Annotated in this window: 23 protein-coding genes; 14 read left to right on the top strand and 9 right to left on the bottom strand. The window is 61.9% G+C overall.

Translation table 11 applies throughout. The features are described from left to right. Nucleotides 1–13 precede the first annotated feature (13 nt). The 9 genes from EAH78_RS19950 to EAH78_RS19910 all read right to left on the bottom strand — a co-directional run bounded on the left by EAH78_RS19950 (nt 14) and on the right by EAH78_RS19910 (nt 11,034). Nucleotides 14–1,075, bottom strand: coding sequence for a WD40/YVTN/BNR-like repeat-containing protein (locus EAH78_RS19950; protein ID WP_140669050.1), 1,062 nt, complete (start codon nt 1,073–1,075; stop codon nt 14–16). Between the two features lie 70 nt (nt 1,076–1,145). Beyond that, nucleotides 1,146–2,504: a DUF1329 domain-containing protein gene (locus EAH78_RS19945; RefSeq protein WP_140669049.1), complete on the bottom strand. Its 1,359-nt coding sequence runs from the start codon at nt 2,502–2,504 to the stop codon at nt 1,146–1,148. A gap of 36 nt (nt 2,505–2,540) precedes the next feature. Further along, nucleotides 2,541–4,367, bottom strand: a complete 1,827-nt coding sequence (locus tag EAH78_RS19940) for a DUF1302 domain-containing protein (RefSeq protein WP_140669048.1) — start codon at nt 4,365–4,367, stop codon at nt 2,541–2,543. Nucleotides 4,368–4,546: 179 nt separating this feature from the next. Then, entirely contained in the window at nt 4,547–5,554 is a 1,008-nt protein-coding gene (locus EAH78_RS19935; protein ID WP_140669047.1) for a YeiH family protein, read from the bottom strand. Between the two features lie 3 nt (nt 5,555–5,557). Continuing rightward, complete coding sequence (locus tag EAH78_RS19930) at nt 5,558–6,832, bottom strand: spinster family MFS transporter (protein ID WP_140669046.1); 1,275 nt, start codon at nt 6,830–6,832, stop codon at nt 5,558–5,560. Between the two features lie 61 nt (nt 6,833–6,893). Next, nucleotides 6,894–8,474 carry an acyl-CoA carboxylase subunit beta gene (locus tag EAH78_RS19925; RefSeq protein ID WP_140669045.1) on the bottom strand — a complete coding sequence of 527 codons (1,581 nt, stop codon included), beginning with the start codon at nt 8,472–8,474 and terminating at the stop codon, nt 6,894–6,896. Beyond that, entirely contained in the window at nt 8,471–10,003 is a 1,533-nt protein-coding gene (locus tag EAH78_RS19920; RefSeq protein ID WP_275671732.1) for a class I adenylate-forming enzyme family protein, read from the bottom strand. Before EAH78_RS19920 ends, EAH78_RS19925 begins: the two co-directional genes overlap by 4 nt. A 90-nt stretch (nt 10,004–10,093) precedes the next feature. Next, complete coding sequence (locus EAH78_RS19915) at nt 10,094–10,804, bottom strand: GntR family transcriptional regulator (protein ID WP_140669043.1); 711 nt, start codon at nt 10,802–10,804, stop codon at nt 10,094–10,096. A gap of 5 nt (nt 10,805–10,809) precedes the next feature. Next, the gene (locus EAH78_RS19910) at nt 10,810–11,034 is read right to left on the bottom strand and encodes an acetyl-CoA carboxylase biotin carboxyl carrier protein subunit (protein ID WP_140669042.1); all 225 of its coding nucleotides are present in this window, start codon (nt 11,032–11,034) and stop codon (nt 10,810–10,812) included. A gap of 198 nt (nt 11,035–11,232) precedes the next feature. On the opposite strand from EAH78_RS19910, the gene EAH78_RS19905 reads away from it, so the two are divergent. The 14 genes from EAH78_RS19905 (at nt 11,233) to EAH78_RS19840 (ending at nt 25,846) form a co-directional block, all read left to right on the top strand. Next, nucleotides 11,233–11,700 (top strand): acetyl-CoA carboxylase biotin carboxyl carrier protein, encoded by a 468-nt coding sequence (locus EAH78_RS19905; protein ID WP_140669041.1) that lies wholly within the window; start codon nt 11,233–11,235, stop codon nt 11,698–11,700. Then, nucleotides 11,700–13,109 carry an acetyl-CoA carboxylase biotin carboxylase subunit gene (accC, locus tag EAH78_RS19900; RefSeq protein WP_140669040.1) on the top strand — a complete coding sequence of 470 codons (1,410 nt, stop codon included), beginning with the start codon at nt 11,700–11,702 and terminating at the stop codon, nt 13,107–13,109. Before EAH78_RS19905 ends, accC begins: the two co-directional genes overlap by 1 nt. Beyond that, entirely contained in the window at nt 13,106–14,503 is a 1,398-nt protein-coding gene (locus EAH78_RS19895; protein WP_140669039.1) for a hypothetical protein, read from the top strand. The genes accC and EAH78_RS19895 overlap by 4 nt, the downstream gene beginning before the upstream one ends. Before the next feature lie 3 nt (nt 14,504–14,506). Then, nucleotides 14,507–16,006: a carboxylase gene (locus EAH78_RS19890; protein WP_140669038.1), complete on the top strand. Its 1,500-nt coding sequence runs from the start codon at nt 14,507–14,509 to the stop codon at nt 16,004–16,006. 7 nt (nt 16,007–16,013) lie between these two features. Next, nucleotides 16,014–16,427 (top strand): Zn-ribbon domain-containing OB-fold protein, encoded by a 414-nt coding sequence (locus EAH78_RS19885; protein WP_140669037.1) that lies wholly within the window; start codon nt 16,014–16,016, stop codon nt 16,425–16,427. An 8-nt stretch (nt 16,428–16,435) separates the two neighbouring features. Beyond that, entirely contained in the window at nt 16,436–17,965 is a 1,530-nt protein-coding gene (locus EAH78_RS19880) for a class I adenylate-forming enzyme family protein (protein ID WP_140669036.1), read from the top strand. Then, nucleotides 17,962–19,149: a thiolase C-terminal domain-containing protein gene (locus EAH78_RS19875; RefSeq protein WP_140669035.1), complete on the top strand. Its 1,188-nt coding sequence runs from the start codon at nt 17,962–17,964 to the stop codon at nt 19,147–19,149. Before EAH78_RS19880 ends, EAH78_RS19875 begins: the two co-directional genes overlap by 4 nt. Beyond that, a complete protein-coding gene (locus EAH78_RS19870; protein ID WP_140669034.1) occupies nt 19,146–20,687 on the top strand; it encodes an acyl-CoA carboxylase subunit beta in 1,542 nt (513 codons plus the stop codon). Before EAH78_RS19875 ends, EAH78_RS19870 begins: the two co-directional genes overlap by 4 nt. A 52-nt stretch (nt 20,688–20,739) precedes the next feature. Then, nucleotides 20,740–21,441: an NAD(P)H-dependent oxidoreductase gene (locus tag EAH78_RS19865; protein WP_140669033.1), complete on the top strand. Its 702-nt coding sequence runs from the start codon at nt 20,740–20,742 to the stop codon at nt 21,439–21,441. A gap of 92 nt (nt 21,442–21,533) precedes the next feature. After that, nucleotides 21,534–22,205 carry a GntR family transcriptional regulator gene (locus EAH78_RS19860; RefSeq protein ID WP_140669032.1) on the top strand — a complete coding sequence of 224 codons (672 nt, stop codon included), beginning with the start codon at nt 21,534–21,536 and terminating at the stop codon, nt 22,203–22,205. Between the two features lie 114 nt (nt 22,206–22,319). Next, complete coding sequence (locus EAH78_RS19855) at nt 22,320–23,252, top strand: 4-hydroxyproline epimerase (RefSeq protein ID WP_140669031.1); 933 nt, start codon at nt 22,320–22,322, stop codon at nt 23,250–23,252. Then, the gene (locus EAH78_RS19850; protein WP_140669030.1) at nt 23,249–24,364 is read left to right on the top strand and encodes an NAD(P)/FAD-dependent oxidoreductase; all 1,116 of its coding nucleotides are present in this window, start codon (nt 23,249–23,251) and stop codon (nt 24,362–24,364) included. The genes EAH78_RS19855 and EAH78_RS19850 overlap by 4 nt, the downstream gene beginning before the upstream one ends. Beyond that, nucleotides 24,357–24,593, top strand: coding sequence for a (2Fe-2S)-binding protein (locus EAH78_RS19845; protein ID WP_140669029.1), 237 nt, complete (start codon nt 24,357–24,359; stop codon nt 24,591–24,593). Before EAH78_RS19850 ends, EAH78_RS19845 begins: the two co-directional genes overlap by 8 nt. Further along, the gene (locus EAH78_RS19840; RefSeq protein WP_140669028.1) at nt 24,590–25,846 is read left to right on the top strand and encodes an NAD(P)/FAD-dependent oxidoreductase; all 1,257 of its coding nucleotides are present in this window, start codon (nt 24,590–24,592) and stop codon (nt 25,844–25,846) included. The genes EAH78_RS19845 and EAH78_RS19840 overlap by 4 nt, the downstream gene beginning before the upstream one ends. The last annotated feature ends 67 nt before the right edge of the window (nt 25,847–25,913 follow it).

Raw genomic sequence — 25,913 nt, 5'->3', positions numbered from 1 at the left:
CTGGATCTTATTGTTATTGAAGGGACAGCGTGCGCACACCACGATTGCCCACCAGGATCAGCGAACCGTCGCGGGCCAGCGCAGCACCGGCCACCGGTGACAGGGTCTGTTGCGGCATCAATTGCAGCTTGGCGTTGTTGGACTGATCGACCAGCATGTGCCCGGCCTGGGTGAACAGCCGATAGTGACCTTGGGCGTCAATCGCGGCGGCGGTGACACTGATTTGCAGGCCGGTGTCAAACGGCGTCCAGCTCATCCCGCCGTCGGTGCTGCGCAAGGCATTACCGCGCAGGCCGAAGACGATGACTTCGCCAGGCTTGCCGACAACGCCGAAGAAACTGCCCTGATACGGTGTGTTCAAGGCGGCGAAACGCTGATGCGGGGCGTCCCATTTCAACACCAGGCCTTGCTCGCCAACGATGTACAGCGCGTCACCGGTCGAGGTGATGGCGTTCAAGTGAAAGTTCTGAGGGTTGTCGGTGCGATCCTGAAACGGGGTCCAGCTCTGACCACCGTCTTCGGTGCGCAAGATCAGGTTGAACACACCGACCACGTAACCGATTTTGTCGTCGGCGAACCAGACATCCAGCAAGGGTTTGTCGGCGCCCTCCTCCACGAGCCGCTGACCTTCAGCCAACCGCAGCGGCCATTGTTCATTGGCCGGTTCGGTCTTCTCCAGCGCCGCATAATGCTGGACCAGCAACGCACCGATCTCACGACCGTCCAGTTGCTTTTTCCAGGTCACGCCCGCGTCACTGCTGTGCAAAATTACGCCGTCATTGCCCACCGCCCAGCCTTGTTCAGGGGAAGGAAAGTACACGGCGTTGAGGTCGCTGCTGACCGGCACAGAGGACTGTTGCCATTGCTGTCCGGCATCGTCGGAATAAAGAATGTGGCCACGCTGCCCGACCGCGACCAGACGCGGTCCGGCATTCGCGACGTCGAGCAAAGGGCTGCGCACTGCCAATGCACTGGGCTTGGCGGGCAGGTCCAGCACATCAACGTACCCCGAGGCCTGCGCAAGCGTCTGCCACACCACCAACATCAGCGGCGCGAGCGTTTTAAATAAACACATGGTGCGTCCTCTTGCCAAAGCTGAAGCCGGCGCTCTACCGCCACCGGCCCAGACTTTTGTGGTGCGTTACTTAGCGAACGCCATTACCGGCCAGCGCATCAGGCGACCATTGCGACTTGGCAAGGGGCTCGATGTATTTGATGCCGCCGTACGCACCCGACAAACCGTTGATGTTGTACGTCCCGCCCACCAGGTCATAAATCACGTGTGGCGTGGTGTTGGGGGTCGTCACGTCGTAGCTTTGCGAGAGGAAGCTGAAAGAACCGCGATACAGTTGGCCACGGGCGTCGTACTGATCAGAGGCCAGAGCCACCCAGCTGTCCTCGTCCAGATAGAAGCGACGCTTGGCGTAGACGTGACGGGCACCGGCCTTGAGCGTGCCTTCCACTACCCACACCCGGTGTTTCTCCCAACGCACGAATTGCGGCGCCAGGTGGTTCGGTGTGGTCAAGGCTTTCGGGTCCTTGAGGTAGGTCAGTGCGTAGGTGTTGTACGGCACGATCATTTCCTGCTTGCCGACCAGTTTCCAGTCATAGCGATCCAGCGCGCCGTTGAAGACGTACACGTCGTCATAGGTGCCGGAACCTGAGGTGCCCGGGTTGGGCGTGTCGTAGGCCAGGGTCGGTGCCAGTTTCACGCGACGTTGCCCTGGCAAGTACTGCCAGGCACGACGGGCCTGCTCCAGCGGGTTGGCCGAGTCCTTGAGCAGGATCGCCTCGCCCGCACGGCGTGCCGGACCGGTGTAGAACAAGCGCGTCTGGAAGTAGGTGTCCTTGCCATCGATGACCTTGTTCGGGTCTTCGAAAATCGGGAACGAGTTGACGATTTCGCCACTGGTGGCCAGGTTTTGCGAGCCCGAGGAATCCACGTTCCAGGAATCATATTTGGTGGAATAGGCGACGCCCTGATAGCGCAGCAGGTGGTTCCACATGGCCTCGGCACCTGACTGCGGAATCGGGAACGGTACGCCAGGCAATACGTTCTCGATGGCGTTCCCTCCTTCCAGCGACTTGGCACCGGTCGCGTTCTTCAAGGTGTTGTCCAACACACTTTTAGGCAGTGCCACGCTGCGGTGGGTCGGATAGACCTCAACGCGAAAGCTCGGATAACGCGTGGCCAGTTCGACGGTGACGGCGGTCAGCTTGTCCTTGTACTGAGCGACGTTCTTGCCGTCGATCACCAGCAGCGGCTTTTCGTTGGCATAGGGGTCGGGCCGGAAGGTGTCGCCCGTCTTAAAACCGGCCGGTGCAGCGGTCAGCCCGCCGGTGTAGGCCGGAATGGAGCCATCGGCGTTCCCGGCTTTTTCAGCGCCGACAGCGGTCAGGTTGCTTCCCAGTTTCGCGGCGTCGGCGGCGGGCACGGCGGCCTGGACGAAACCGGCGAAGGCCAGTGCCAGGGAGGTGGTCAACAGTGTGTGCATGCGTTTCATGTGTCGTTCTCCTGATTGTTTTTAAGCAATCGCAAATCAGAAAGTGGTCTTGAAGGTGGCCGTGACCATCCCGCGATCCTTGAGTTGGGCCGGGGTTCCGCCAAACGCGGTGGTCTGGCCGGGTACGCAGTTGTACTGGCCGTTGGCACCCGGTGCTGCGCCGTCTCCTTGACTGCCCGCGTTGCCTGGCGAACTGCAGGTATCGAATGGACCGAAGTTGTCCACGTATTTCAGGTCGAAGCGGTATTGGTTGTGCACATCCATGCCGACACCGATCGAATAGCTACCGGAGTCTTCGTTACCGCCCAGTTGCACGGCAGAGTTGCCGTTAAGGCCGACGTTGTAGGTCATCGGCAGGTACATATCGATGCCGGGGAACACCTGGTACCAGGTCGGGTTGAAGTTCACGCCAATGATGTAGTTGTCCTTGGTGACCTTGTCGGTGCCGTGGTACCAGTCCTCGCCCTTGAACAGCTGTTTGTTCTCGGTCACGTCCAGCCAGCGGCTGTAGCCGAGCTCGACCAGCAACGAGGAGCTGTCCCAGACGGGCGTCTTGCCAAAGGTGGCCAGGCCGTTGAGCACCGCGTGCACGGTGTTGCCGCGGGCCACGCCGTTCTCGCCGTTGAAACTGCCAATGAAACCTGGCACGTGGGCGGCGGCCGCTGCCGGGCTGACGCTGCCTGGTACGCTGGCCAGCGGCATGTTTTCGCGGTAGTTCAGGTCGAACCCGACGCTGACGTCGCCGACGTTTTTCGACAGGCTGATGCCATAGATGTCGATGTCATCGACGTAGAACTGGTTGTAGCTGCCGATGTTGCCGGAGATCAGCTGTGCAGGGCCGACAGCGGTCGGTTGCAGTACCAGATTGGGCAGAATGTCGGAGGTTTTGCGGTAGTAGAGACCGAGTGTGCCGTCCAGCCATTCCGGGCTCCACTTGGCCATCAAGCCGAAGTCGCCATGCTTGTCCGGGGTGAAGGTATGGCCATTGCTCAGACGCAGGAACTGATTGACACCCAGTGGCCCGGGCGTACCAAAACGCGGATTCAAGCCACCGATCAGCGACAGGTTGTGCCCGCCATTCTCGATGCCGTCGTTGAAGCCCAGATACGTACCGGACTCCGGCAGGCGCGAAGCGTCCCAGTCGAGGAAGTACTGTGCACCGAGGGTCAGCTCCGGATTGACCGTGAAGTTGACGGACAGTTGATTACGCGGGATGAACAGTTCCTTGGCTTCGGTGCCGGGTACCGCCAAGGCCTTGGAAATATCCAGGCCGGACTGACCGTAGCTGTTGCCATGGGCAAAGGCCAGGACACTTTCGCCCCAGTACTGCGTGTGCTTGCCAAGTTTGCCGCTGAGGATCGAATCTTCGCCGACTTCGGTACTGCCGAAGACGAAGGCATCGAGGATCTCTGCCGACGGCCCGTTGTAATAGCGATCTGCGTAACCGCTGATATGGCGTGAATCCGGCACCCCGTTGTTGATCTGGTTGGTGGCCGCGTTGTCGCTGCCGACATTGTCATAGGCATGGTCGTACCAACTGTTGGTACTGACACGAAAACCCGCCTTCTTTTTGTAGCTCACGTCCAGTTCGGACAGCACATCCAGACGCTGGGCCACCGCACTTCCGGAGGAGAAGTTGCGATTGCCGTCGTTGTTGTTCCACGCGTTCGCCAACTTGCTGTTGGGACTTTCGACCCGCTGTGCATAGTTGAACTTGAACGTGTTGTCGAAACGCACCGCCCAGTCTTCATTGCCGGTGTCGATTTCGAAGGCGTGAGCCGCCGGTAAAGCAACAACGAACAACGCCGAAGCCAGCAGAGTTGGCTCCCAGACACTCACCACCGATTTTTTGTTTACACGCATACATTGGCTCCGATTTTTTTTGTTGTTGTTTTTATGTCTATGAAAAAACATCTGGCCACCCGATTCGGGCGCGACAGTGCTCACCACTCTTATCCCCATCAGGGGAGCGTTCGATTCATTCAAATTGATCATTCATTACTGCCGGCGTCAGGACACCGCTCGGTAATGAACGACCTGACTCAACTACCGAGTCGTATCAACAGCAACACCAGCCCCAACAAGAACACGGTTTCACCGACCATCAACACAATGGGCTTGAGCCCCACCGTGGCCAGCTCCTTCAACTGGATTTTCATCCCCAGCGCACTGATGGCGATCACCAGGCACCAGCTCGACATTTGATTGCCCAGGGTCTGCACCACAGAAGGCAGCCAACCCAGACTGGTGACCGTCGCCAAGGCAATAAAGGCCACGGCAAACCACGGCAACAAGGGCGGTTTCTTACCTGTCCCCTGCCCGCCCTGAGCACGGGTGATCAACACCGCACAGACGATGACCGGCAGCAACATCGCGATGCGCATCAATTTCACCACCGTGGCGGTGTCGCCGATGTCATGCGACATGCTGTACCCGGCACCGACCACTTGCGCGACGTCATGGATGGTGGCGCCGAGAAACACGCCGGCTTGCAGCGGGTCCAGGCCGAGCGCCCGGGCAAGCACGGGGTACAGAATCATCGCCAGGGTCGACAACGCGGAGACGCCAATGACCGTGAACAACGTCGCCCGCTCCTTGGCATGATGGGCAGGCAGCGCAGCGGCCAGCGCCAGTGCCGCGGACGCCCCGCAAATCGCCGTGGCGCCGCCGGACAACAGACCGAACAAGACATTGAAACCCATGGCCCGCGCCGCCAGCATGGACACCACAATGGTGACCACCACCGACACGACCACGATCAGCACCGGGTGCCAACCGAGCGCCACGATCTGCTCCAGGGAAATGCGCAGGCCCAGCAAGGCAACCCCGACACGCAGCACTTCGCGCGCGCTGAAATCGATACCCGGTTTGCTCGGCCCCGCCGCCAGAAAGTTCATGGCCATGCCGAGCAAGAGTGCCAACAGCATCACCGGCGCGTGGTACTGATCCGCCAGAAACCGCGCCGCAATAGCGACCACGATGCTGGCCAGGACACCCGGCAGGTACTGACTGACAACCGACTGAAACTGAATGACGGCGGATCTGGACATACGTTAAACCTTGATACCCATGGCTGGCAGCGCACGCGTGCTTTCACGCTTGGTACGAGCCGCCATATAGAAGAAGAATCCGCCCAGCACCAACGCCAGAATGTCGCTGACCAGCAACACATGGGTCAGCGGCGAGGCAACCCCGGCCACGGTCAGCGCATCGCTGATCCAGCCCACAAAGAACGTGCCGAGCGCCACCGAAAAGAGGTTCAGCAGGAGCATCGAGCAGCCCATGATCGTCGAACGCATGCGCACAGGGACGGCCCCCTGAATCGCCGTGGTCGCGGACCCGTAAAGCGACATCAACATGAAAATGCCGACGGCCATCCCCACGTAGAAGAGCGGTGAATCGCCGGGTACCAGGCGGTAGGCAATCATGAACGGCGCGCTCACCAGCATCAGCAACATCAGCACACTGGCGTGGCCGCCCTTGAATCGAGGGGCCAGGCGATCGCTCAAAATGCCGCCGGCCAACGCGCCCAATGAGCCGAAGACGATCTGCATGACGCCCATGGTCATGGCGATATGGGCCGGGTCCAGCCCCTTCTCCCGCACAATCCACAGTTGCGCGAACGAAATGCCCGGATAGACCAGGTGCGCCAGCACAAATCCGATAACGGTAAACCGCACGACACGGTTGCTGCGCAGCTCATCAAATACCGCGGCCAACTGAGTCTTGAGCGGTGCCCCGCGCTCCTGCACCGCATCGTTGCTGCGCTTGTCGCTCATGAACATCAACGGCAAGCCGATCACGACGCCGCAGACACCCAGCACATAGAACGTCGTGCGCCAGCCATGGGCGGCACCCAGCGTGCCCGCCAACAAAAAGCTGCAACCAATGCCCAGCGGAATGCCGAGGTAGAACAATCCCACCGCGGTGCCCCGGCGCTTCTCGGAGAACAGCTCCATCAGCAACGCCGTGGCGGCAGGCACCAAGGCCGCTTCACCGGTGGCCACCAGAAAGCGTGCGACCACCATTTGTTCGAAGTTCTGGACGAAACCGGAGGCCACCGTACAGGCGCTCCAGACCAGCATCCCTGCACCGATCACCCGTGGCCGGCTGTGACGATCCGCCAGCGCACCGAGAAAGACCGCCATCACGCCATAGCTCAGCACCCAGACCGCGCCGACGAGGAAACCGTACTGGGCGTTATTGATCGCCAGCTCGCCGGTGATTTGCGGCGCGAAACCCAGCAGAATATTTCGGTCCACCTGAGCCAACAGGTGAATCACCATCAACGTTGCCAAAACGGCGCAGGGACTCTTTTTCCAGAACATCGTCTGTACCTTTGAGTTGTTGTTATGAAGGTAAGGCTGGAGGCCGCTCGTCCTGCCAGGACTAGCGCATGGTCCGTCGCTTCGGCCCAAGGGAAAGTGCGGTGATGCGATAGGCGTCACCCACCCAGTTGCACAGCAGCGGACGCGTGCTGTCCGGCTCGATCACGTCGATCACGCCAAAACGCTCGGCCGTGCGCAGGGGCGACGCCAGGGCCTGGTAATGGGCTTCCAGCTCTTTGCGCCGCGCCAGTGGATCATCCGCAGCGGCGATGTCCTGCTTGTAGGCAGCCGCCACACCGCCCTCGATAGGGATCGAGCCCCACTGCGCCGAAGGCCAGGCAAAACGGTGAGGCAAGGCCGTGCCCGTCGGACCGTGCCAGGGACTGACCATGGCGCCGGCAAGCCCGACACAGCGGCGCAGCACGATGGTGATGACGGGCACACTGGCCTGCTCGATCGCGTGCACGGCCTGCATTGCTGCACCCAAGGTGCCCTGCATTTCTGCTTCTTGCCCGGTCATGACACCCGGCTGGTCCACAAGGAAGATGAGCGGCAGATGAAAGGTGTCGCACAGGTCGATGAAACGAGTCTGCTTGAGGGCCGCCGCACGGGTCAGCGCACCGCCGCCGACGCGCGGGTTGTTGCAGATGATCCCGACCGAATAGCCGTTCATACGGGCAAACGCGGTGATGGTCGACGCGCCGAAATCCGGGGACATCTCGAACAGACTGTCTTTGTCGACCAGCGACTTGAGGATCTTGTGCGGGTTGAAAATCTTGCGACGGTCATGCGGAATGGCGTCGTTGAGCCATGCGTCACGACGACCAGGCGCGTCCGTCACGGCGGCCCGTGGTGGCTGTTCCCAGACATTGCCCGGCAGATACGACAGGAAACGCTTGGCCAGATCCAGGGCCTCGGCGTCGGTGTTGGCCGCCAGGTTAATCATGCCGCTGTGACGATGCACCTGGTCATAACCGCCGAGGTCATTCTTGTCGATATCAATACCGAACGCCTGCTTCACCACGGGTGGGCCGGCCGCGAACACCTGGCTCTGGCCACGCACCATGATCGACAGGTGTGAGGCGGCCACCCGCAACGCGCCCAGACCGGCGCAGGCACCGTGGGCAATGCCAACCACCGGAACGGCGCCCAACAGATGGGTGATCGGCAACAGGGCGTAACCAGGAATCTTGGTATGACCGAGCTTGTCGAGCAGCTTCACACTGCCACCTGCGCTGTCGATCATGCGAATGATCGGCAGTTTGTACTCCCAGGCGTAACGATCGGCGTAGATCCACTTTTCAGCGACTGCCGCTTCCGACGAACCGCCGCGAATAGTGAAGTCATCCGCCGCCACCACGGTGCGCCGTTGTGCGATGGTGCCCACGCCAACCACGGCCGTGCTCGGGGTGGCGGAGGCAATCTTGCCTTCCGCGGTGTACTTCACGGCGCCGGCCAGGATGCCGAACTCTTCAAAACTTTCGCTTTCCAGCAAATGGCCAATGCGTTCACGCGCCGTGAGCTTGCCTTGGGCATGATGCTTTTCCACCGCTTCCGGGCCGCCCAACGCATAGGCAACTTCGCGACGGGCGCGGATGTCGGCGAGTTCCAGCGACCATTCAGGGGCAACAGGCGTGCTCATGATTCATTCCTCTCAAGACGCGCGAGATAACCATCGCGCAGAATGTTTTTGACGACCTTGCCGGCGTTGTTGCGCGGCAGCGCATCGACGAACTCGATGAGGCGCGGCTTTTTGTAACCTGCGATCAGCGCAGTGCAGTGATTGGCGAGCGTTTCGCTGTCGACGGTGGCGCCATCGCGGATGACGACAAACGCTGCAATGCGTTCGCCCCACTCCGCATCGGGCAACCCCAGAACCGCGACTTCGACCACCTGCGGATGGCATTCCAACGCATCCTCGACTTCCCGTGCGTAGACGTTGAAGCCACCGGAAATGATCATGTCCTTGTTGCGCCCGACGATATAAAGAAAGCCCTGCGCGTCGAGGTAGCCCAGATCGCCCGAGTAGTACCAGCCATCGCGAATCGCTTCGGCTTCCAGGTCGGGACGGCGCCAGAACGCCACCTCACCGATACCGTCGGTGGCGATAGCGATCTCGCCAATTTCACCTTGCGCCAGCTCCTGGCCGTTGGTATCGCGCACGGTGATCTGCACATTCGCGGTCGGTTTGCCGCAGGAGCGCAGCGCCCCCTCGTCAGCGTGTTCGTGCGGATACAACACCGCCAGCGGCTGCACCGCCTCGGTCATTCCATACTGTTGGCGCATCACTGGACCGAACCGTGTGATCGCCCGACGGATCAGGTCTACGGAGGTCGGCGCCGTGCCGTAATGAATGCACTTGAGCGACGACAGATCGGCATCGACACCGCTGTCGAGCGTGTCGAGCAAGCGTGTGAGCATGGTCGGCACGCACATCATTTGAGTGATGCAATGGCGATCGATTTGCCGCAGCGTTTCCAGTGGCTCGAACTTCTCCAGAATCACGTTGCGCGCCCCCCGCAAATAGCAGGGCAGCAAATGGACACCGGCGGCATGGGTCAAGGGACCGACATGCAACATCGCATCGTCCACGCCCAGGCTGTATTCCATGGCGTAGAAATGGTTGGTCAGGCGTTCGTACCAACGCTTGACCGTGTAAGTAACGCCCTTCGGTTTGCCGGTGGTGCCCGAGGTGTAGGCGATCCGCAGCAACGCATCCGCAGCGACTTGAACATTCGGCGCATCGGCCGGCATTGATGCGAGCAATTCGCGGTAATCCAGAACCGCCGGTGCCTGCCAATCAAGCCCGATCACATGGCGCAAACTGGTAACGCCGTCGCGAACACCTTCACCGATGTCCCGGAACTCTGGCCCTGCCACCAGCAGGGTTGCCCCGGCGTCCTCAAGGATTGCGATCTGCTCGGCCAACGTATGCCGCGCGTTCAGCGCGACATAAACCAGACCGGCCTTCTCGACCGCGAAAACGCTCTCGATAGCCTCCGGCGAGTTATTCAGTAAAACCGCCACACGGTCCCCGACCTGCAACCCCAACGAAAGCAGGGCATGGGCCAGACGGTTACTGCCGGCTTCTACATCGTCATACGTCAAGCAGTCGTCCCCGAATATCAGGGCGGTGCGGCCACGGTGCTGTTTTGCAGCCCAACTGAGCATGAGTCCTGCGGTACGTTTTTTTGTCATGGTATTTTTGTCTTATTGTCGACAATTCGACACAGCACTGGGGAGTGTTGTGCCCCCCTTTGCTTATCCCAATTGATTCAATGCAGCTTGATGGGAAGCGTTGATCAGCTCGACCATCATGTTTCCAGCGGCGGTACTGTTGTTCTGTCGGAGGGCTTCGACCAATTTGCGCCAATGAATGACGGAAGCCTGGCGGCGCTCTGGAGAACGCAACCCCAACCGGGTGTAACGCGCGGTCTGGATACCCAGCGCGCCCATCAATTCTTCCAGCTGCTTGTTGCCACAGGACTGGAACAGCAGAGTGCTGAGGCGGTAACTGCCCTGCGCGTATTCGTCCAGCGCATCCGCTTGCCCGGCGATCAGTTCGAGCCGGGTGACCACCGCATCCATTTGATTGACGACAGACGGATCCAGGTCTGTCAGGTGCCTGGCCAACAAGCCCGCCAACACCGCACGGATCTCGAACAGATTGTCGATCTCCTGCTTGCTCAATGAAGTCACATGCGCACCACGTTGCGGAACGATGGTGATAACTCCCACCTTCTCGAGAATGCGCAAGGCCTCGCGAATCGGACCCCGGCTGACCTGGAAGTGGTCGGCCAGTTCCTGTTCACGCACGGAATCACCCGGCCCGTATTCACCCCGCAGGATCGCAAGTGTAATGCTCTCGGCAATCTGCTCCGGCATCGTCAGCACGCGTTGACGACCTGCGCGCATGACACCTATTGCACTACCGCTCTTGGCGGTCGACGCCGAACCTGCATTCATTGACATAAAATTCAATCGCACTCCATAAGCAAAACATCCTGGCCATCTTTGACCACGTCGCCCTCGGCGACGAGCACGCTGATGACTCGACCCGACTCTGCGGCCATCAGGGGAATTTCCATCTTCATGGACTCCATGATGATCAGCGTCTGATCTTCTTCAACGACGTCGCCCTCGCGGACATGGATCTGCCACACCGTGCCAGCGACATCCGATTTAACCGCGATTGTACTCATTCTCGCCCCCTCCAAAACACTACTGTTTTCTTAAATCGCCGGCCCCTTGGCTGTCGCACGCTACGCTTTTTCTATCAAGTGCAGCGCAATCGCCTTGGGTGATGTTCAGCACAATACTTGATTGTCTGATTGTTGACAATCCTACGTTTGGATGTTTTTATCGGTCAAGGCAAATCTAACAACAAGAGGCCCTGAGGCATGTCGCTCACACATAAAGAAGCACGAAGAATCCTGGAAACGCTGGATCACGCCAGGCATCTGGACTTCCTCGAAGTCCGCATCGGTGACACCACGCTGACGGCGAGCAAGTCCGGCACGGTTCAACGTTCGCTGGAGCCTGTGCAAGGCACCGCGCCCGCTAGATCCGCACAGCCGGCGCCTGCCGTGGCGGTCGCGAGTGAACCTGAAGTCGCCGCAGGTCAAGTCGCCGTACGGGCGACCATGATGGGTACCTTCTATCGCAAACCCAGTCCCGACCAACCGTCGTTTGTCGAAGAAAACACCACGGTGGAGGCCGGTGCGCCGCTGTGCCTGGTCGAGGCCATGAAACTCTTCAACACCCTTGCGTCCCCAGTGAAGGGCCGCGTCGTGCGCATCGTCGCCCAGGACCTGCAGATGGTTCAGCGGGACCAGTTATTGATGATTATTGAACCGGAGGCCCGCTGATGAGCAGCATTCCCGTAGCAACCCGTGACATCCGTCGGGTACTGATCGCCAACCGTGGCGAAATCGCAGTACGCATCGTGCGTGCCTGCAAAACCCTGGGCATCGAATCCGTCGCGGCCGTCTCCGAAGCCGACCAGGACAGCCTGGCCGCCCGTCTGGCCGACCAGTATGTGGTGATTGGCCCGCCACCGGCCGCACAAAGTTATCTGTGCGCCGACCTGCTGGTGCGCACCGCGCTGGAACACCGCTGTGACGCCATCCATCCGGGTTATGGCTTCCTGTCGGAGCGCTCGCATTTCGCCCAGGCCTGCGAAGATGCCGGGCTGGTGTTCATCGGCCCTTCGGCCGAGATCATTGATTCGATGGGCGACAAAATCACTGCCGTTGGTCTGGCCGAAATGGCCCAGGTGCCGCGCGTACCGGGTTCCGATGCCGTGGCCGATGCCGACACCGCCCGTACCATCGCCAGCGAGATTGGCTATCCGGTGCTGTTCAAGGCGACGGCCGGTGGCGGCGGGCGCGGCATGCGCATTGTGCGCAGCGATGAAGAGGCCGAGGCGGCTTTTCGCTCGGCCTCGTCGGAAGCACAAGCGGCCTTTGGCGATCCGACCCTGTATGTCGAGAAGTTCATCGAGCTGGCACGCCACATCGAAATCCAGATCATGGGTGACCGCCACGGCAACGTCGTGCATCTGGGCGAGCGCGAGTGCTCGACTCAACGCCGGCACCAGAAACTGATTGAAGAAGCGCCCTCCCCCAGCCTTGCACCCCACACCCGCGAGCAAATGGGTGAATGCGCCGTACGCCTGGCCAAGAACGTCGGCTACTTTGGCGCGGGCACCATCGAGTTCGTGGTCGATGACCGCGACGGCAAATTCTATTTTCTGGAAATGAACACCCGGATCCAGGTCGAGCACCCGGTAACGGAGATGATCACCGGTTACGACCTGGTCGCCGAACAAATTCGCATCGCCGCCGGCCTGCCGCTGTCGTTCAGCCAGGCCGACGTGACACTGAGCGGCCATGCCATCGAATGCCGGATCAATGCCGAAGACCCGGACCGCAACTTCCTGCCGAGCCCGGGCCTCGTGAGTGAGTGGCTAGCCCCTCAAGGCCAAGGCGTGCGGGTCGACACCCACTGCTACAGCGGCGCCACCGTACCGCCGTTTTATGACTCGCTGCTGGCCAAGTTGATCGTGCACGCGCCGACGCGCGGCGAGGCCATCGCACGGATGCGCAAGGCACTGGAAGACATGAAAGTCGTGGGGCTGTCGACCACCGCCAGTTTCCACCATGCCGTGCTCGATCACCCGGACTTCGTCGCCGGCCTCGTCACCACACGCTGGGTGGAAGATGTCTTCGTACCGGCGCGCAAACTGGCGTTGAAACAAGCCAAGGAGCGCGCATGAACATGACAACACTGGTCGATGTCAGCCTGACCGACGGTCAGACCAGCGCCTGGAACGGTGCCGCCGACACCGCGATGCTGCTGGGGACAATGAACTCGCTGGGGCACGCGCGCCTGGCTGCCATCGAGGTGCTGAGCCCCGCCGTGATCGCGCAATGCATCAAGCGCGATGAGAACCCGCTGCAACGCGTCGACGCGATGCGCGAGCGCGCCAATGGAACCCCCTTGCGCGCGACCGTGAACCTGCTGCCCGCCCACGGTTATCTCGATGTGCTCGCCGGCGAAACGCTGGACACCTGGCTGCGACTGCTCGCCAAATCCGGCATCAGCGAGGTCGTGCTGATTGATCCGCTGCTGGACCTTTCACGCTTGGGCGACGCCGTACAGAAGGCACAGGCCAACGGCCTGACCACCATCGCCGCCCTGCCCTATGTAGACGATCATGAGCATCCCAATGCCTGGTTTGCGGCGTGTGCCGAACGGCTGGCCCAGACCGGTGCACAACGCATCATGCTGCGCGACGAAGCCGGCCTACTGCATGTCGATCGCCTGCCCGACTTGCTCTCGGCCCTGCGCAGCGGCGTGAATGGTAAACCTCTGGATCTGCACACACGCTGCCATACCGGCCTCGGCCCGCAGGTGGCGCTGGAAGCGATCCGACTCGGTGTCGACCGCCTCGATGCCGCACTTCCGGCTGTCGCCAACGGCGCATCGGTGCCTTCGATGCCGTTGCTGATCCGCTCTGCGCCATTGCTCGAACTGCCGCTGCAATCACCGGATCAGGACCGTCTCAAAGAAGCCCAGACTCAACTCGCCGCCGTGGCGGATCAGGAAGGATTTGCCGAAAGCGTGCCTTGGGCTTTCGACCTGTCCCCTTACGAACATCAGTTGCCAGGAGAAATCGCTGCCCAAACCCTGCACGCTTTGCGCGAGCGCGGACGCCTGGCCGATCTGTTCGAGTTTTCCCACGAGTGCACGCGCATACGCCAGGAGCTGGGCAATCCGCCGATGTTGCAACCGTTCGCTAGCGCCATCGCGCGGCAGGCCCTTGAGCACCTCGACGGCACCCCGCGCTTCGCCACGCTGCAGCCAGCTCTACGACGCTGGCTTCAAGGCTGTTACGGCCCGATCGACACATCGCTGATCAGCGTGCAACAACGCATTGGTGCGGTCGCGAACCCTGACCGTCCGATCCACCGGCCCGCGTCTGATGAAGTTCTGGCGGCGCGGATCTGCGGCTGCCCGGCGCTGCCGCCAGTGCAGAAGCTGCACTACGAAATGCGCACCCCCGAGCAAGCCCTGACGCACGGGCTGCTGCAACGCTGGCCCGACTACACCGTATTGAGTGTCACCGGCCCCGGCCTGTCCATCCATCTCGAACACAGCAAGGGGTGACTTGTGCTGAATCAATTACGCGAAAAAGTAGCAGCGGAGTTTGCTCGTACCGGCAAACGTCGGCGTATCCAGCTCGTTGATGCCACCCTGCGTGACGCGCATCAGTGCCTGTGGGCCACGCGTATGCGCACCGAGCACATGCTGCCGATGGCCGAGCGTCTGGATGCCCTGGGGTTTGATGCGATTGAAGGCGTTGCCCTGGTGCAATTCGACGCCAGCGTACTGTTCCTCAACCAGAGTCCGCTGGAACGCCTGCGTCTGCTGTCCGAACGCATCCGCCACACACCGCTGCGCGGCATCGTGCGCAGCAACATGCTGCGCAGTTTCTACCCGGAGCCGGACGACCTGAGCGAGTTGTATGTCGAACGTCTGGTCGCCAATGGTGCGCGTGATATCGGTTTTCTCGACTCTTTGCATTGCTGGGATAACCTGGTGCCGGCGATCACCACCGCCAAGCGACTGGGCGCCACTACGACCCTGGCGATGATTTACAACCTGGCGCCAGGCTACGACGCCGCGTTCTACGCCGCCAAGGCGCGCGAGGCCATTGAACGCTTCGACATCGACGCGTTTACCTTCGGCGACGCCGGCGGCAGCATGACCGTGGAGCAGGTGCGCAGCATTGTGCCGGCGATCAAGGCCGTGATCGGTGACCGACCGCTGGAAATCATCACCCATTGCCTGAACGCGACCGGCTCGCTGGTGGCCATCGAGGCCGCCGTGCACGGTGCCGACGGTCTGCTGTGCTCGATCGATCCGCTGGCCAACGGCAATGCCGGCCCCTCGGCGCAGATGCTGGCGCGCAATCTGCGCGAGATCGGCTTCGAGGTGAGTTTCGATGACCGTGCGGCAGACGAAATCGGTGACTACCTCACTGGGATAGCCGAAGAGAACGGCCTCCCCGTAGGCGTCCCGTCGGAATACGACCCCGCTCACTTCGTCACCCAGTACGCCGGGGGCGCCATGACCAATCTGCAATCGCAGCTGCAACTGGCGGGCATCGCCGACAAGCTGCCGGTGGTGCTCGAAGAGATCGGTCGCGTCCGCGTGGAACTGGGGTCGCCGGTGATGGCCACGCCTTTCCCCGCCATGATCGCCGCACAAGCGGTGATGAACGTGCTGAGCGGCGAACGCTATAAAGTGGTTCCCGACGAAGTGAAAAAGTACGTGTGCGGCTACTTCGGTGCGCTGCCGCTGCCGGTCGATCCCGACGTCAAGGACCGCGTGCTTGCCAACGGTTCCCGTGAAATTGCCACTACGCCACCGGCGCTGGCGCCGAAAGTTCCTGAGCTGCGTCGCCGCTACCCCGGCCTGTCGGATGACGAGTTGCTGCTGCGCGCCATGTACGGCGACGAAAAGATCACCGGGCTCGTTCCTGTGGCGGTCGACGACACGTTCAGCGTGCGGCGTCCGCTGCACGAACTGATCGCGGGCCTGGCCAGGCACCCGGAACAACGTCATGTGCACATCGCCATGGCCGGTTTCGAACTGCGTTCGCACTGAGGCTGCCATGTCGACTCTCCCTGCACGGCCATTACCCCAACCCACCACTGAAACGGCCGCCTATTGGGCGGCCGCGCAGGAGCAGCGACTGGTGATCCAGCGTTGCAGCAGTTGCGGCCATTGCCAGTTTTACCCTCGCGCCTTCTGCCTCTCATGCCTGTCCGATCGCCTCGGGTGGATCAACGCCAGCGGTCAGGGGCGCCTCTACACCTACACGGTCTGCCGGATCGCGCCCTCACCGGCCTTCGAATCCCGGTTGCCTTATGTCGTTGCGTTGATCGACCTCGATGAAGGCGTGCGCCTGCTGGCCAACATCCTCGATGCCGACCTGGAGCGCATCGCCATCGGCGCCCGCGTCGGCGTCTGTTTCGAATCCGTCAGCGAATCCTGCACGCTGCCTCAGTTCACTCTTTTGGATTAGCCGCCACCATGGAAATGATTACCGACCACTTCGATGCCGGCGCCAATCGCCACCCGGATAATGCCTGCCTGCAAGGCCCCGGCTTCAGCCTCACCTACGCCGAGGTTCAGGCCGACTCTCACGCCATCGGCCACGCCCTGTCGCAGCTCAGACTCAGGTCCCCGCATGTCGGGGTACTGGCGCCCAATCATCCGCTGAGCTTCGTCGCCATGCTTGGCGCCCTGCGCGCGGGCGCGACGTTCGTCCCGCTGAATGCCCGCGATTCGATCGACAGCCTGATCTGGTTCATGAGCTTCACCCAGCTGTCCGTGCTGGTGCTGCATTCGCATTATGCCGAACACGCCGACCGCATTCGCGCTGGCGTGCCGACTCTCAAAACCGTGATCGGCCTGGACGAACCCATCGCCGGCCTGAGCATCGCCCAGTGGTGCCGCGAACACGCCGGTCAGCGCTGCACCGTGCGCCAGTCCACCGATGACACCGCCCTGATCAAGTCCTCGGGTGGCACGACCGGGCGGCCGAAAGCGATCATGCAAAGCCATCGGGCGCTGCTGGCGTGCTACCGCACCAGCAACCAGTTCATGCCACCGAGCAAGAGCCCCGCCCATCTGGTCGTGGCACCGTTGACGCATGCCGCTGGCGCAACGGCCATGGCGCTGTCGAGCTTCGGTACACGTAACGTCATTGCGCCGTCCGCCGACCCGGGTGCCGTGCTCGAAACCATCGAACGGGAACGCATCACTCACCTGTTCCTGCCACCGACGCTGATCTATCGGCTGCTGTCGCACCCGGACGCCAAAACCCGTGACTGCTCGTCACTGGAATACGTGATCTATGGCGCCGCGCCGATGTCCGTGGACAAACTGCGCGAAGGCATCGCGTTGTGGGGGCCGGTGTTTGTCCAGGCCTATGGCCAATCCGAAGTGCCAGGGGTGATCACGGTGTTGACCCGCGAAGACCATATGCGCGACGGCAAACACTTGGGTTCTGCCGGTCGCCCCACGGGTGCCTGCGAAGTGGCGCTGATGGATGAGGAAGGACGCATCGTCGAACCGGGTGAACGCGGCGAAATCGTCGCCCGTGGGGAACTGGTCGCGCCGGGTTACTACGACAACCCGCAAGCCAACGCCGAAGCACGACGGTTCGGCTGGCACCACACCGGTGATATCGGCGTGTTCGACGAAGGGGGTTACCTGTACATCGTCGACCGGACCAAGGACATGATCATCTCCGGTGGTTTCAACATCTACCCGAGCGAGATTGAACAGGTGATCTGGGCGCATCCGGCCGTGATGGATTGCGCGGTGGTCGGCCTCCCCGATGCGGACTGGGGCGAGAAAGTCATCGCCGTCATTGAGCTCAAGGCGGGCGCCAGCGCGATGGCCGAAGAGTTCATCGCGGTCTGTCGCGAAAAACTCGGCAGCCTGAAAACGCCCAAACTCGTTCTGTTCTGGGAGAACCTGCCACGCAGCCCGGTTGGCAAGGTGCTGAAGAAAGACATACGGGCGCAGTTGCTCGCGCAGGAGCCACAAGCATGACGAACGACCCTTCCTGCCTGGCGGGCCGTTACGCCATTGTCGGCGTCGGCGAGGCCGGCCTTGGCAAGGCACAGCCTGGTGACACCGCGCTGTCGCTGCAATGCCGGTCGGCTCGCGATGCCTTGCTGGATGCCGGGCTGACGCTGGCCGATGTCGATGGGGTGTTCGCCCACTGGGATGACCGCGCCAATGCGCTGTTGGTGAGTGAGTACCTGGGCATCACGCCCCGCTACGTCGACAGCACGGTGGTGGGCGGCGGTTCGCCGCTCACCCATTTGATTCATGCCATGGCCGCAATCGAGGCGGGCTTGTGCTCGGTGGCTCTGGTCACTTACGGCAGCACCCAGCGCCTGGACCACAGCCGCAATCGTGCCGGCGTGATCACCGACCCGCGCTCACCCTCAGGCCAGTTCGTCGCGCCCTACGGCGTACTCAGCCCGATCAGCTGGTACGCGATGCTCTCGCAGCAGTATTTGCATCGTTATCAGGCGAGTGCCGAAGACCTCGGCGAAGTGGCGATCAACGCGCGGCGCTGGGCGCAATTGAATTCACAGGCGACGTTGCGCAAACCGTTGACGATGGAGGAGTACCTGGCGTCGCCGCTGATTTCGGACCCTTTGCGTAAAGCCGACATTTGCCTGGTCAGCGATGGCGCCGGGGCATTGATCGTCACCAAAGCCGATCACGCACGCACGCTGGCTAAGTCGCCCGTTTTCATCCGAGGATTCGCAGACACCTACCGGCATCACGTGACGCCATTCGCGGTGACGGACTGGCTCGACCCAGGCGTCATCGGCGATTGCACCGAGCGTGCGTTGCTGATGTCAGGCATCACGCGCAGCGCGTTGAGCATGGTGCAAATCTACGACGCGTTCACCATCAACGTACTGGTCGCGCTGGAGGCCATGGGTTTCTGCGCACCCGGCCAGGCAGGCGCGTTTCTGCGCAGCGGGATTGCCGCGCCCGGCGGCGCGTTACCGGTGAACACCTCTGGCGGAGGACTGGCCTTCAATCACTCCGGACAGTTCGGCATGCAACTGATGATTGAATCCGTGCGCCAGCTACGGGGTGAATGCGGCGAGCGTCAAGTCGCCAATGCCAGCAGTTGCCTGGTCCAGGCCAGTGGGCTGCTGATGTCGGCGTTCATGTCCATGGTGTTGGCGACAGAGGAGAGTGACCAATGACCCACGAACACTTATCACCGGAACAGGAACTGCAGGCGCGCCGCGCGAAGACCCTGCAAATGGGCGGTGAGGCCAAGCTTCAGGCACGCCGCGATGCGGGTGTGCTCAACGCACGTGAACGCCTGGAAGGCCTGTTGGACCCGCAGTCGTTCAGTGAGGTCGGGATGCTGGCGCACTCTGCCCGCCCGGAGGATCGAGACAGCACCCCCGCCGACGCCAAGATCACCGGTTTTGGCCGCATCGAGTCGCGTCGGGTCGCCGTCGTGTCCAACGACATGACGGTGAAAGGCGCATCGTCCTCATGGATCAATGCGCGCAAGATCGCTTACATGAAGGAATGCGCCACCCGCAATGGCATGCCGCTGATCTTCCTCGGCGAATCCTCGGGCCAGCGCATGCAGGACGCGATGGGCGCAGGCAGCATGGCCGGTGGCGGTCAGGATGCCCAGCAATATTGCCGACGTCGCGAGACCCCTTGGGTCAGCGCGGTACTCGGCGCATGCTTTGGCTCGGCGAGCTGGTACTCGTGCCTGTCCGACTTCACGGTGATGCGCAAAGGTGCACTGCTCGCCGTCTCCAGCCCGAAGGTCACTTCAGTGGCCATCGGCGAGTCTTCGGACACCGAAGAACTCGGTGGCTGGCGCATGCACTCGGAAATCACCGGGCTGGCCGACATGGTCGTCAACACTGACCAGGAAGCGCTGACGGCTATCCGGCGTTTTCTCAGCTACCTGCCCTCTCACTCGAATGAGACGCCGGCCGCACTGCCCTGTGGGCCCGAGGATCGCCCGGAATCGTCGGGACCAGAAACCATCGTCCCGGCGGAACGCAGTAAAACCTACGACATGCGCAAGCTGCTCGCCACGCTGGTCGATCGCGACAGCCTGTTTCCACTCAAGGACCGCTTCGGCCGCTCGGTGGTCACCGCCCTCGCCCGCCTTGAAGGGGCCAGTGTTGGTATCGTCGCTTCCAACCCGCAATTCAAAGGCGGAGCGCTGGACGCCGATGCCTGTCGCAAGGCCACCGGCTTCATCGCGATGTGTGACTCGTTCAACATCCCGTTGGTGTTTCTTGTCGATACTCCCGGTTTCCTCGTGGGCATCGAAGGCGAGAGGCGCGCAGCACCCGCACACATCATGAACATGATTCACGCCGTGCAACTGTGCTCGGTGCCGAAGATTTCGGTGATCGTGCGCAAGAGTTTCGGTCAGGCCTATCTGAACTTCGGTGGCGGCCGCAACAGCGACCAATCGGCCGCCTGGTGCATGGCCGACGTCAGTTTCGTCGACCCCAGCGTTGCGGTCAGCGTCGTGCATGGCGTAACCCGCGAATCCGACCCCGAGCGCTATGCCCAGCTGCACGCCGAGTTCGCAAAAGACACGTCGGCCTTTGCCCTGGCCGGTGCGATGGGCACCCACGAGGTGATTACACCGTGTGAAACCCGACGTTTTCTCGTCGAGGCTCTAGCAGTACAGCGGCGCGGATTTAATAACGGTATCGGACGGCATGAGATGCGTACGTGGCCGACCTATTTTTGAACAGCGCACGTTCACTTCACGCTGAATACCTTTCTGGATTTCAAGGAACACCATGAATGTTTTGATCGTGCATGCTCACCCCGAGCCAAAATCCTTCACCGCTGCCCTGCGCGACCAAGCGGTTGAAACCTTGCGGGCCCAAGGGCATCAGGTCCGGGTATCTGACCTTTATGCGATGAACTGGAACCCGGTGGCCAGCGCCGAAGACTTTACCGTCAGGGACAATCCCGAGTACTTGGTCTACGCACTTGAACAACGAAGCAACAGCAAAGAACGGACGCTTGCCGCCGATATCCAGCAAGAGTTGGACAATTTGCTGTGGGCCGACCTGCTGATCCTCAACTTCCCGATCTACTGGTTCTCGACGCCGGCCATCCTCAAGGGGTGGATTGATCGGGTACTGGTGTCCGGCATCTGCTACGGCGGTAAGCGCTTCTATGATCAAGGCGGCCTGCGCGGCAAAAAAGCGCTGGTGAGCGTGACATTGGGCGGACGTGAGCACATGTTCGGCGAAGGTGCCATCCATGGCCCGTTGGAGGATATGTTGCGTCCACTGCTACGCGGGACACTGGCCTATGTCGGGCTGGAGGTTTTGCCGCCTTTCGTGGGCTGGCATGTACCGTACATCAGCGATTCGGCTCGGCAGCACTTGTTGGAAAGCTACCGCCAACGATTGGAGAACATCGGTGAAGATCAGCCCATGGTGTATCCGCGGCTGGATCAGTTCGATGACCGTCTCTATCCGCTCGCCTGACACTCTTGTCGTCGAGGGGGTCGTTGGAGAGAGAGAACGGCCAAGGAATTTCGTATACCCTATCCCCATCTCACTGCAAACGACCTGCCGACGTGAACCTACCCAAATTCAACGCTCCCGACCTTGGCAATACGCCTTCGACCTCGGAGATCATCACCCGCCATCTGCGGGATGCGATCGTCGCAGGTCATTTTGCCGAGGATGAACCGATTCGCCAGGACGACATTGCCCGGCAGTTCAACGTCAGCAAAATCCCGGTGCGCGAGGCGCTCAAGCGGCTGGAGGCCGAAGGGCTGGTGATGTTCCAGCGCAATCGCGGGGCGATGGTCACGCGGATTTCCGATGCGGAACTGGCGCAGATGTTCGAAGTGCGCATGTTGCTGGAAGACAAGGTGTTGCGCCTGGCCATTCCGAATATGACCGAAGACACCTTCGCCCGCGCCGAGCGTATCTGCCAGGAATTCATCGGCGAAGACGACGTCGGGCGCTGGGCCGAGCTCAACTGGGAGTTGCATTCCTGCCTTTATGAGCCGGCGCAACGACCGTTTCTGGTGAGTCTGATTCGTTCGGTCAACGACAAACTGGAGCGCTACCTGCGCATGCAGATGAGCCTGTCCGCCGGCAAGGAGCGCGCCGATCACGAACACCGCGAGATCCTCGCGGCCTGCCGTGCCGGTGATGTCGACCTGGCGGTGAAGCTGCTGGATGAGCACATTGCCGGGGTCTGCAAAACCCTTTTCGAGCACCTGCCCCACGCGCATTGATCGCTGCGGACACTGTGCCGATTTCGTCATCGGCACCGGTTAAATCCATCAAGCCGCCACCCGACCGCACGGGCCACTCTAGCGTTCACTCAACCGAATGGACGTGGCCCTCCCATGAAAAGCATCTCCGTCATCGACTCCCACACCGGCGGCGAACCGACGCGTCTGGTGACCGCCGGTTTTCCTGACCTGGGCCTTGGCAGCATGGCTGAACGGCGCAAAATCCTCGCCGAACAACACGATCAATGGCGTGCAGCGTGCGTGCTGGAACCGCGCGGCAGTGATGTGCTGGTGGGTGCCCTGCTCTGCGAACCGGTTGACCCGAGCGCCTGTGCCGGGGTGATTTTCTTCAACAACAGCGGCTACCTGGGCATGTGCGGCCACGGCACCATCGGCCTGGTGGCGTCGCTGGCGCACCTGGGCAAGATCGGGCCCGGCGTGCACAGCATCGAGACGCCGGTGGGCACCGTTCAAGCTACCCTGCACGACGACCAAACCGTTAGCGTGCGCAACGTCCCCGCCTATCGTTATCGCAAGGATCTGACATTGCAGGTGCCGGGGATCGGTCAGGTGACGGGCGATGTCGCCTGGGGCGGCAACTGGTTTTTCCTGATCGCCGACCACGGCCTGCGGGTAGCCGGTGACAACCTTGAGACGCTGACCGCTTACACCTACGCCGTACAACAAGCGCTGGAAACCCAGGGCATTCGCGGTGAAGACGGCGGCCTGATCGACCACGTCGAGCTGTTCGCCGATGACGATCACGCCGACAGCCGCAACTTCGTGCTCTGCCCCGGCAAGGCCTACGACCGTTCACCCTGCGGCACTGGCACCAGCGCCAAATTGGCGTGCATGGCGGCGGATGACAAGTTGCAACCAGGGCAGATCTGGCGCCAGGCCAGTGTGATTGGCAGCGAATTCGAAGGCTCGTTCGAATGGCAAGGTGAACGCATTGTCCCGACCATCCGTGGCCGCGCGTTCATCAGTGCCGAAGCCCGTCTGATCATTGAACAGGACGACCCGTTCGCCTGGGGCATTCGCCCATGATTGAGGGGCGCGTGGCCGATGTCATCGTCATCGGCGCCGGCATCATTGGCGCAGCGTGCGCCCAGGCGCTGGCGCGTCGCGGCTTGCAGGTGCTGGTGCTGGACGCCGGCCTGCACAACGCGACGGCGGCGGGGATGGGTCACTTGCTGGTGCTCGACGACAACCCGGCCGAACTGGCCCTGAGTGATTATTCCCTGCATCGCTGGCGCGAGCTCGGGCCGGACCTGCCCGACGGCTGCGCTTACCGCAACAACGGCACGCTCTGGCTGGCCGCCAACGCCGAGGAAATGGCGGTAGCCCAGAGCAAATACCTGAACCTGCAGGCTCAGGGAATCGCCTGTGAATTGATCGGTGCCGGTGCCATGCGCCAGCGTGAACCGGAGCTGGCCGAGGGCCTTGAAGGGGGACTTCTGATCAAGGGTGACGGCATTCTGTATGCGCCCGCCACGGCCAACTGGATGCTCGAGACACCGAGCATCCGCCAGCGCCGGGCACGCGTCACGGAGGTCGATGGCCATCGGGTACGCCTCGATGACGGCCAGTGGTTGAGTGCCGACGCAGTGGTGCTGGCCAACGGTACTCAGGCCAATCAACTGTGCCCCGAATTGCCCATCGAGCCGAAAAAAGGTCACTTGCTGATCACCGACCGCTACCCCGCCACGGTCACTCACACGCTGGTGGAACTGGGTTACGTCACCAGCGCCCACAACGCCAAAGGCCCGTCGGTGGCCTGCAATATTCAACCGCGCCCGACCGGGCAATTGTTCATTGGCGCCTCGCGGCAATTCGGGACGACCGACCCGCAGGTCGAAGGCTGGATGCTCGCGAAAATGCTCAAGCGTGCGGCCGGCTACATGCCGGGGTTGGCCCGGCTGAATGGCATCCGCGCCTGGACCGGGTTTCGTGCCGCCAGCCCCGACGGTTTGCCGCTGGTGGGTCAGCACCCGCAACGTCAGGGCTTGTGGCTGGCGGTCGGGCATGAAGGACTGGGCGTAACCACCGCGCCCGGCACCGCGGATTTGCTGGTCGCGCAACTGTTCAACGAAACCCCGCCACTGGCCGCGCAACCTTACCTGCCCCAGCGTTTCCTCGGAGAACCTGCGTATGCCTGAATTGATGCTCGACGGTCATGCCCTGACGGTCGCCGACGGTACCAGCGTCGCTGCGGCCCTGGCGTTGGGCGGCAATGGTTGCAGTCGCACCTCGGTCAGCGGACAACGCCGCGCACCGCTGTGCGGCATGGGCATTTGCCAGGAATGCCGGGTGACCATCGACGGTCGCCGTCGCCTCGCGTGCCAGACCGTTTGCCGTGATGGCATGCAGGTGGAGACCCAGCCATGAACGAATACGCCGACCTGTTGATCATCGGCGCCGGCCCCGCCGGGATGGCCGCCGCATTGGCCGCGGCCCCCAGTGGCGCGCGCATTGTCATGCTCGACGACAATCCGTTTGCAGGCGGGCAAATCTGGCGCGACGGCCCTCAAGCCAGCCTTCCTGCTCAGGCCCGTCAGCTACGCGAGCGCTTGCAGTCCCACGCCAATATCCGCCACCACAGCGGCACGCGAGTGATCGCCAATCCCGGCCCGAAACAACTGCTGGTCGAAGACGACGAAAATGGCTGGCTGATCAGCTATGACAAATTGATCCTGTGCACCGGCGCCCGGGAGTTGCTGCTGCCCTTCCCCGGCTGGACGTTGCCTGGGGTGACCGGGGCCGGCGGCTTGCAGGCACTGATCAAATCCGGACTGTCCGTGAGCGATGAACGTGTGGTGATCGCCGGAAGCGGGCCACTGTTATTGGCCAGTGCGGCGACTGCCACACAACACGGCGCATCGGTGCTGCGCATCGCCGAGCAGGCTTCGCTAACGTCTGTCGCCGGTTTCGCTGCGCAACTGCCGCGCTGGCCGGCGAAATGGCTGCAATCGTTCAGCCTGTTCAACCGGCATTACCGGGCAGGCACGCATGTGCTGGCTGCGTTTGGCACCGACCGACTCGAAGGCGTGCGCCTGCAACAGCAAGGCAAAATCGTCGAACTGGAATGTGATCGACTGGCCTGTGGGTTCGGCCTGATCCCGAATATCCAGTTGGGTCAGGCATTGGGTTACGCCATCGAAGGACAGGCGTTGGCGGTGGATGTGTGGCAGGCCAGCAACCGCGCCGATCATTACGCGGCAGGCGAATGCACCGGGTTCGGCGGCAGTGAACTGGCCTTGGCCGAAGGCGCGATTGCCGGGCACAGCGCCGTGGGTGAGGTTGAAAAGGCGCGCCAATGGTGGCCACGCCGGGCACGCTGGCAGGGTTTCGCCAACGCATTGAATCAGGCCTTCACCCTCGACCCGCAACTCAAATCCCTGGCCCGACCTGACACCTTGGTCTGTCGCTGTGAAGACATACCCTACGCCGCACTGACCGAACACAGCGATTGGCGTGCGGCCAAACTGGCCAGCCGCTGCGGCATGGGCGCCTGTCAGGGGCGTGTGTGCGGCGCCGCGGTTGAGCATTTGTTTGGCTGGCAACCCTCCGCGTCACGTCCACCGTACAGCCCGGCGCGGATCGAGACGTTGATGTGCCTGGACGACACCCCGCCCGCGTGATAACCGAGTCCGGGGTTTCGGTCATGCGGCCGAGCCTCTATGATCCAGAGGTCGCCCTCGGACTTCC

Origin of the sequence: Pseudomonas arsenicoxydans (genome assembly GCF_006438915.1) — a bacterium.
GTDB lineage: Bacteria > Pseudomonadota > Gammaproteobacteria > Pseudomonadales > Pseudomonadaceae > Aquipseudomonas > Aquipseudomonas arsenicoxydans_A.
The sequence above is the reverse complement of the archived record's forward strand: the minus strand, read 5'-3'. Positions and strand labels throughout refer to the sequence as shown.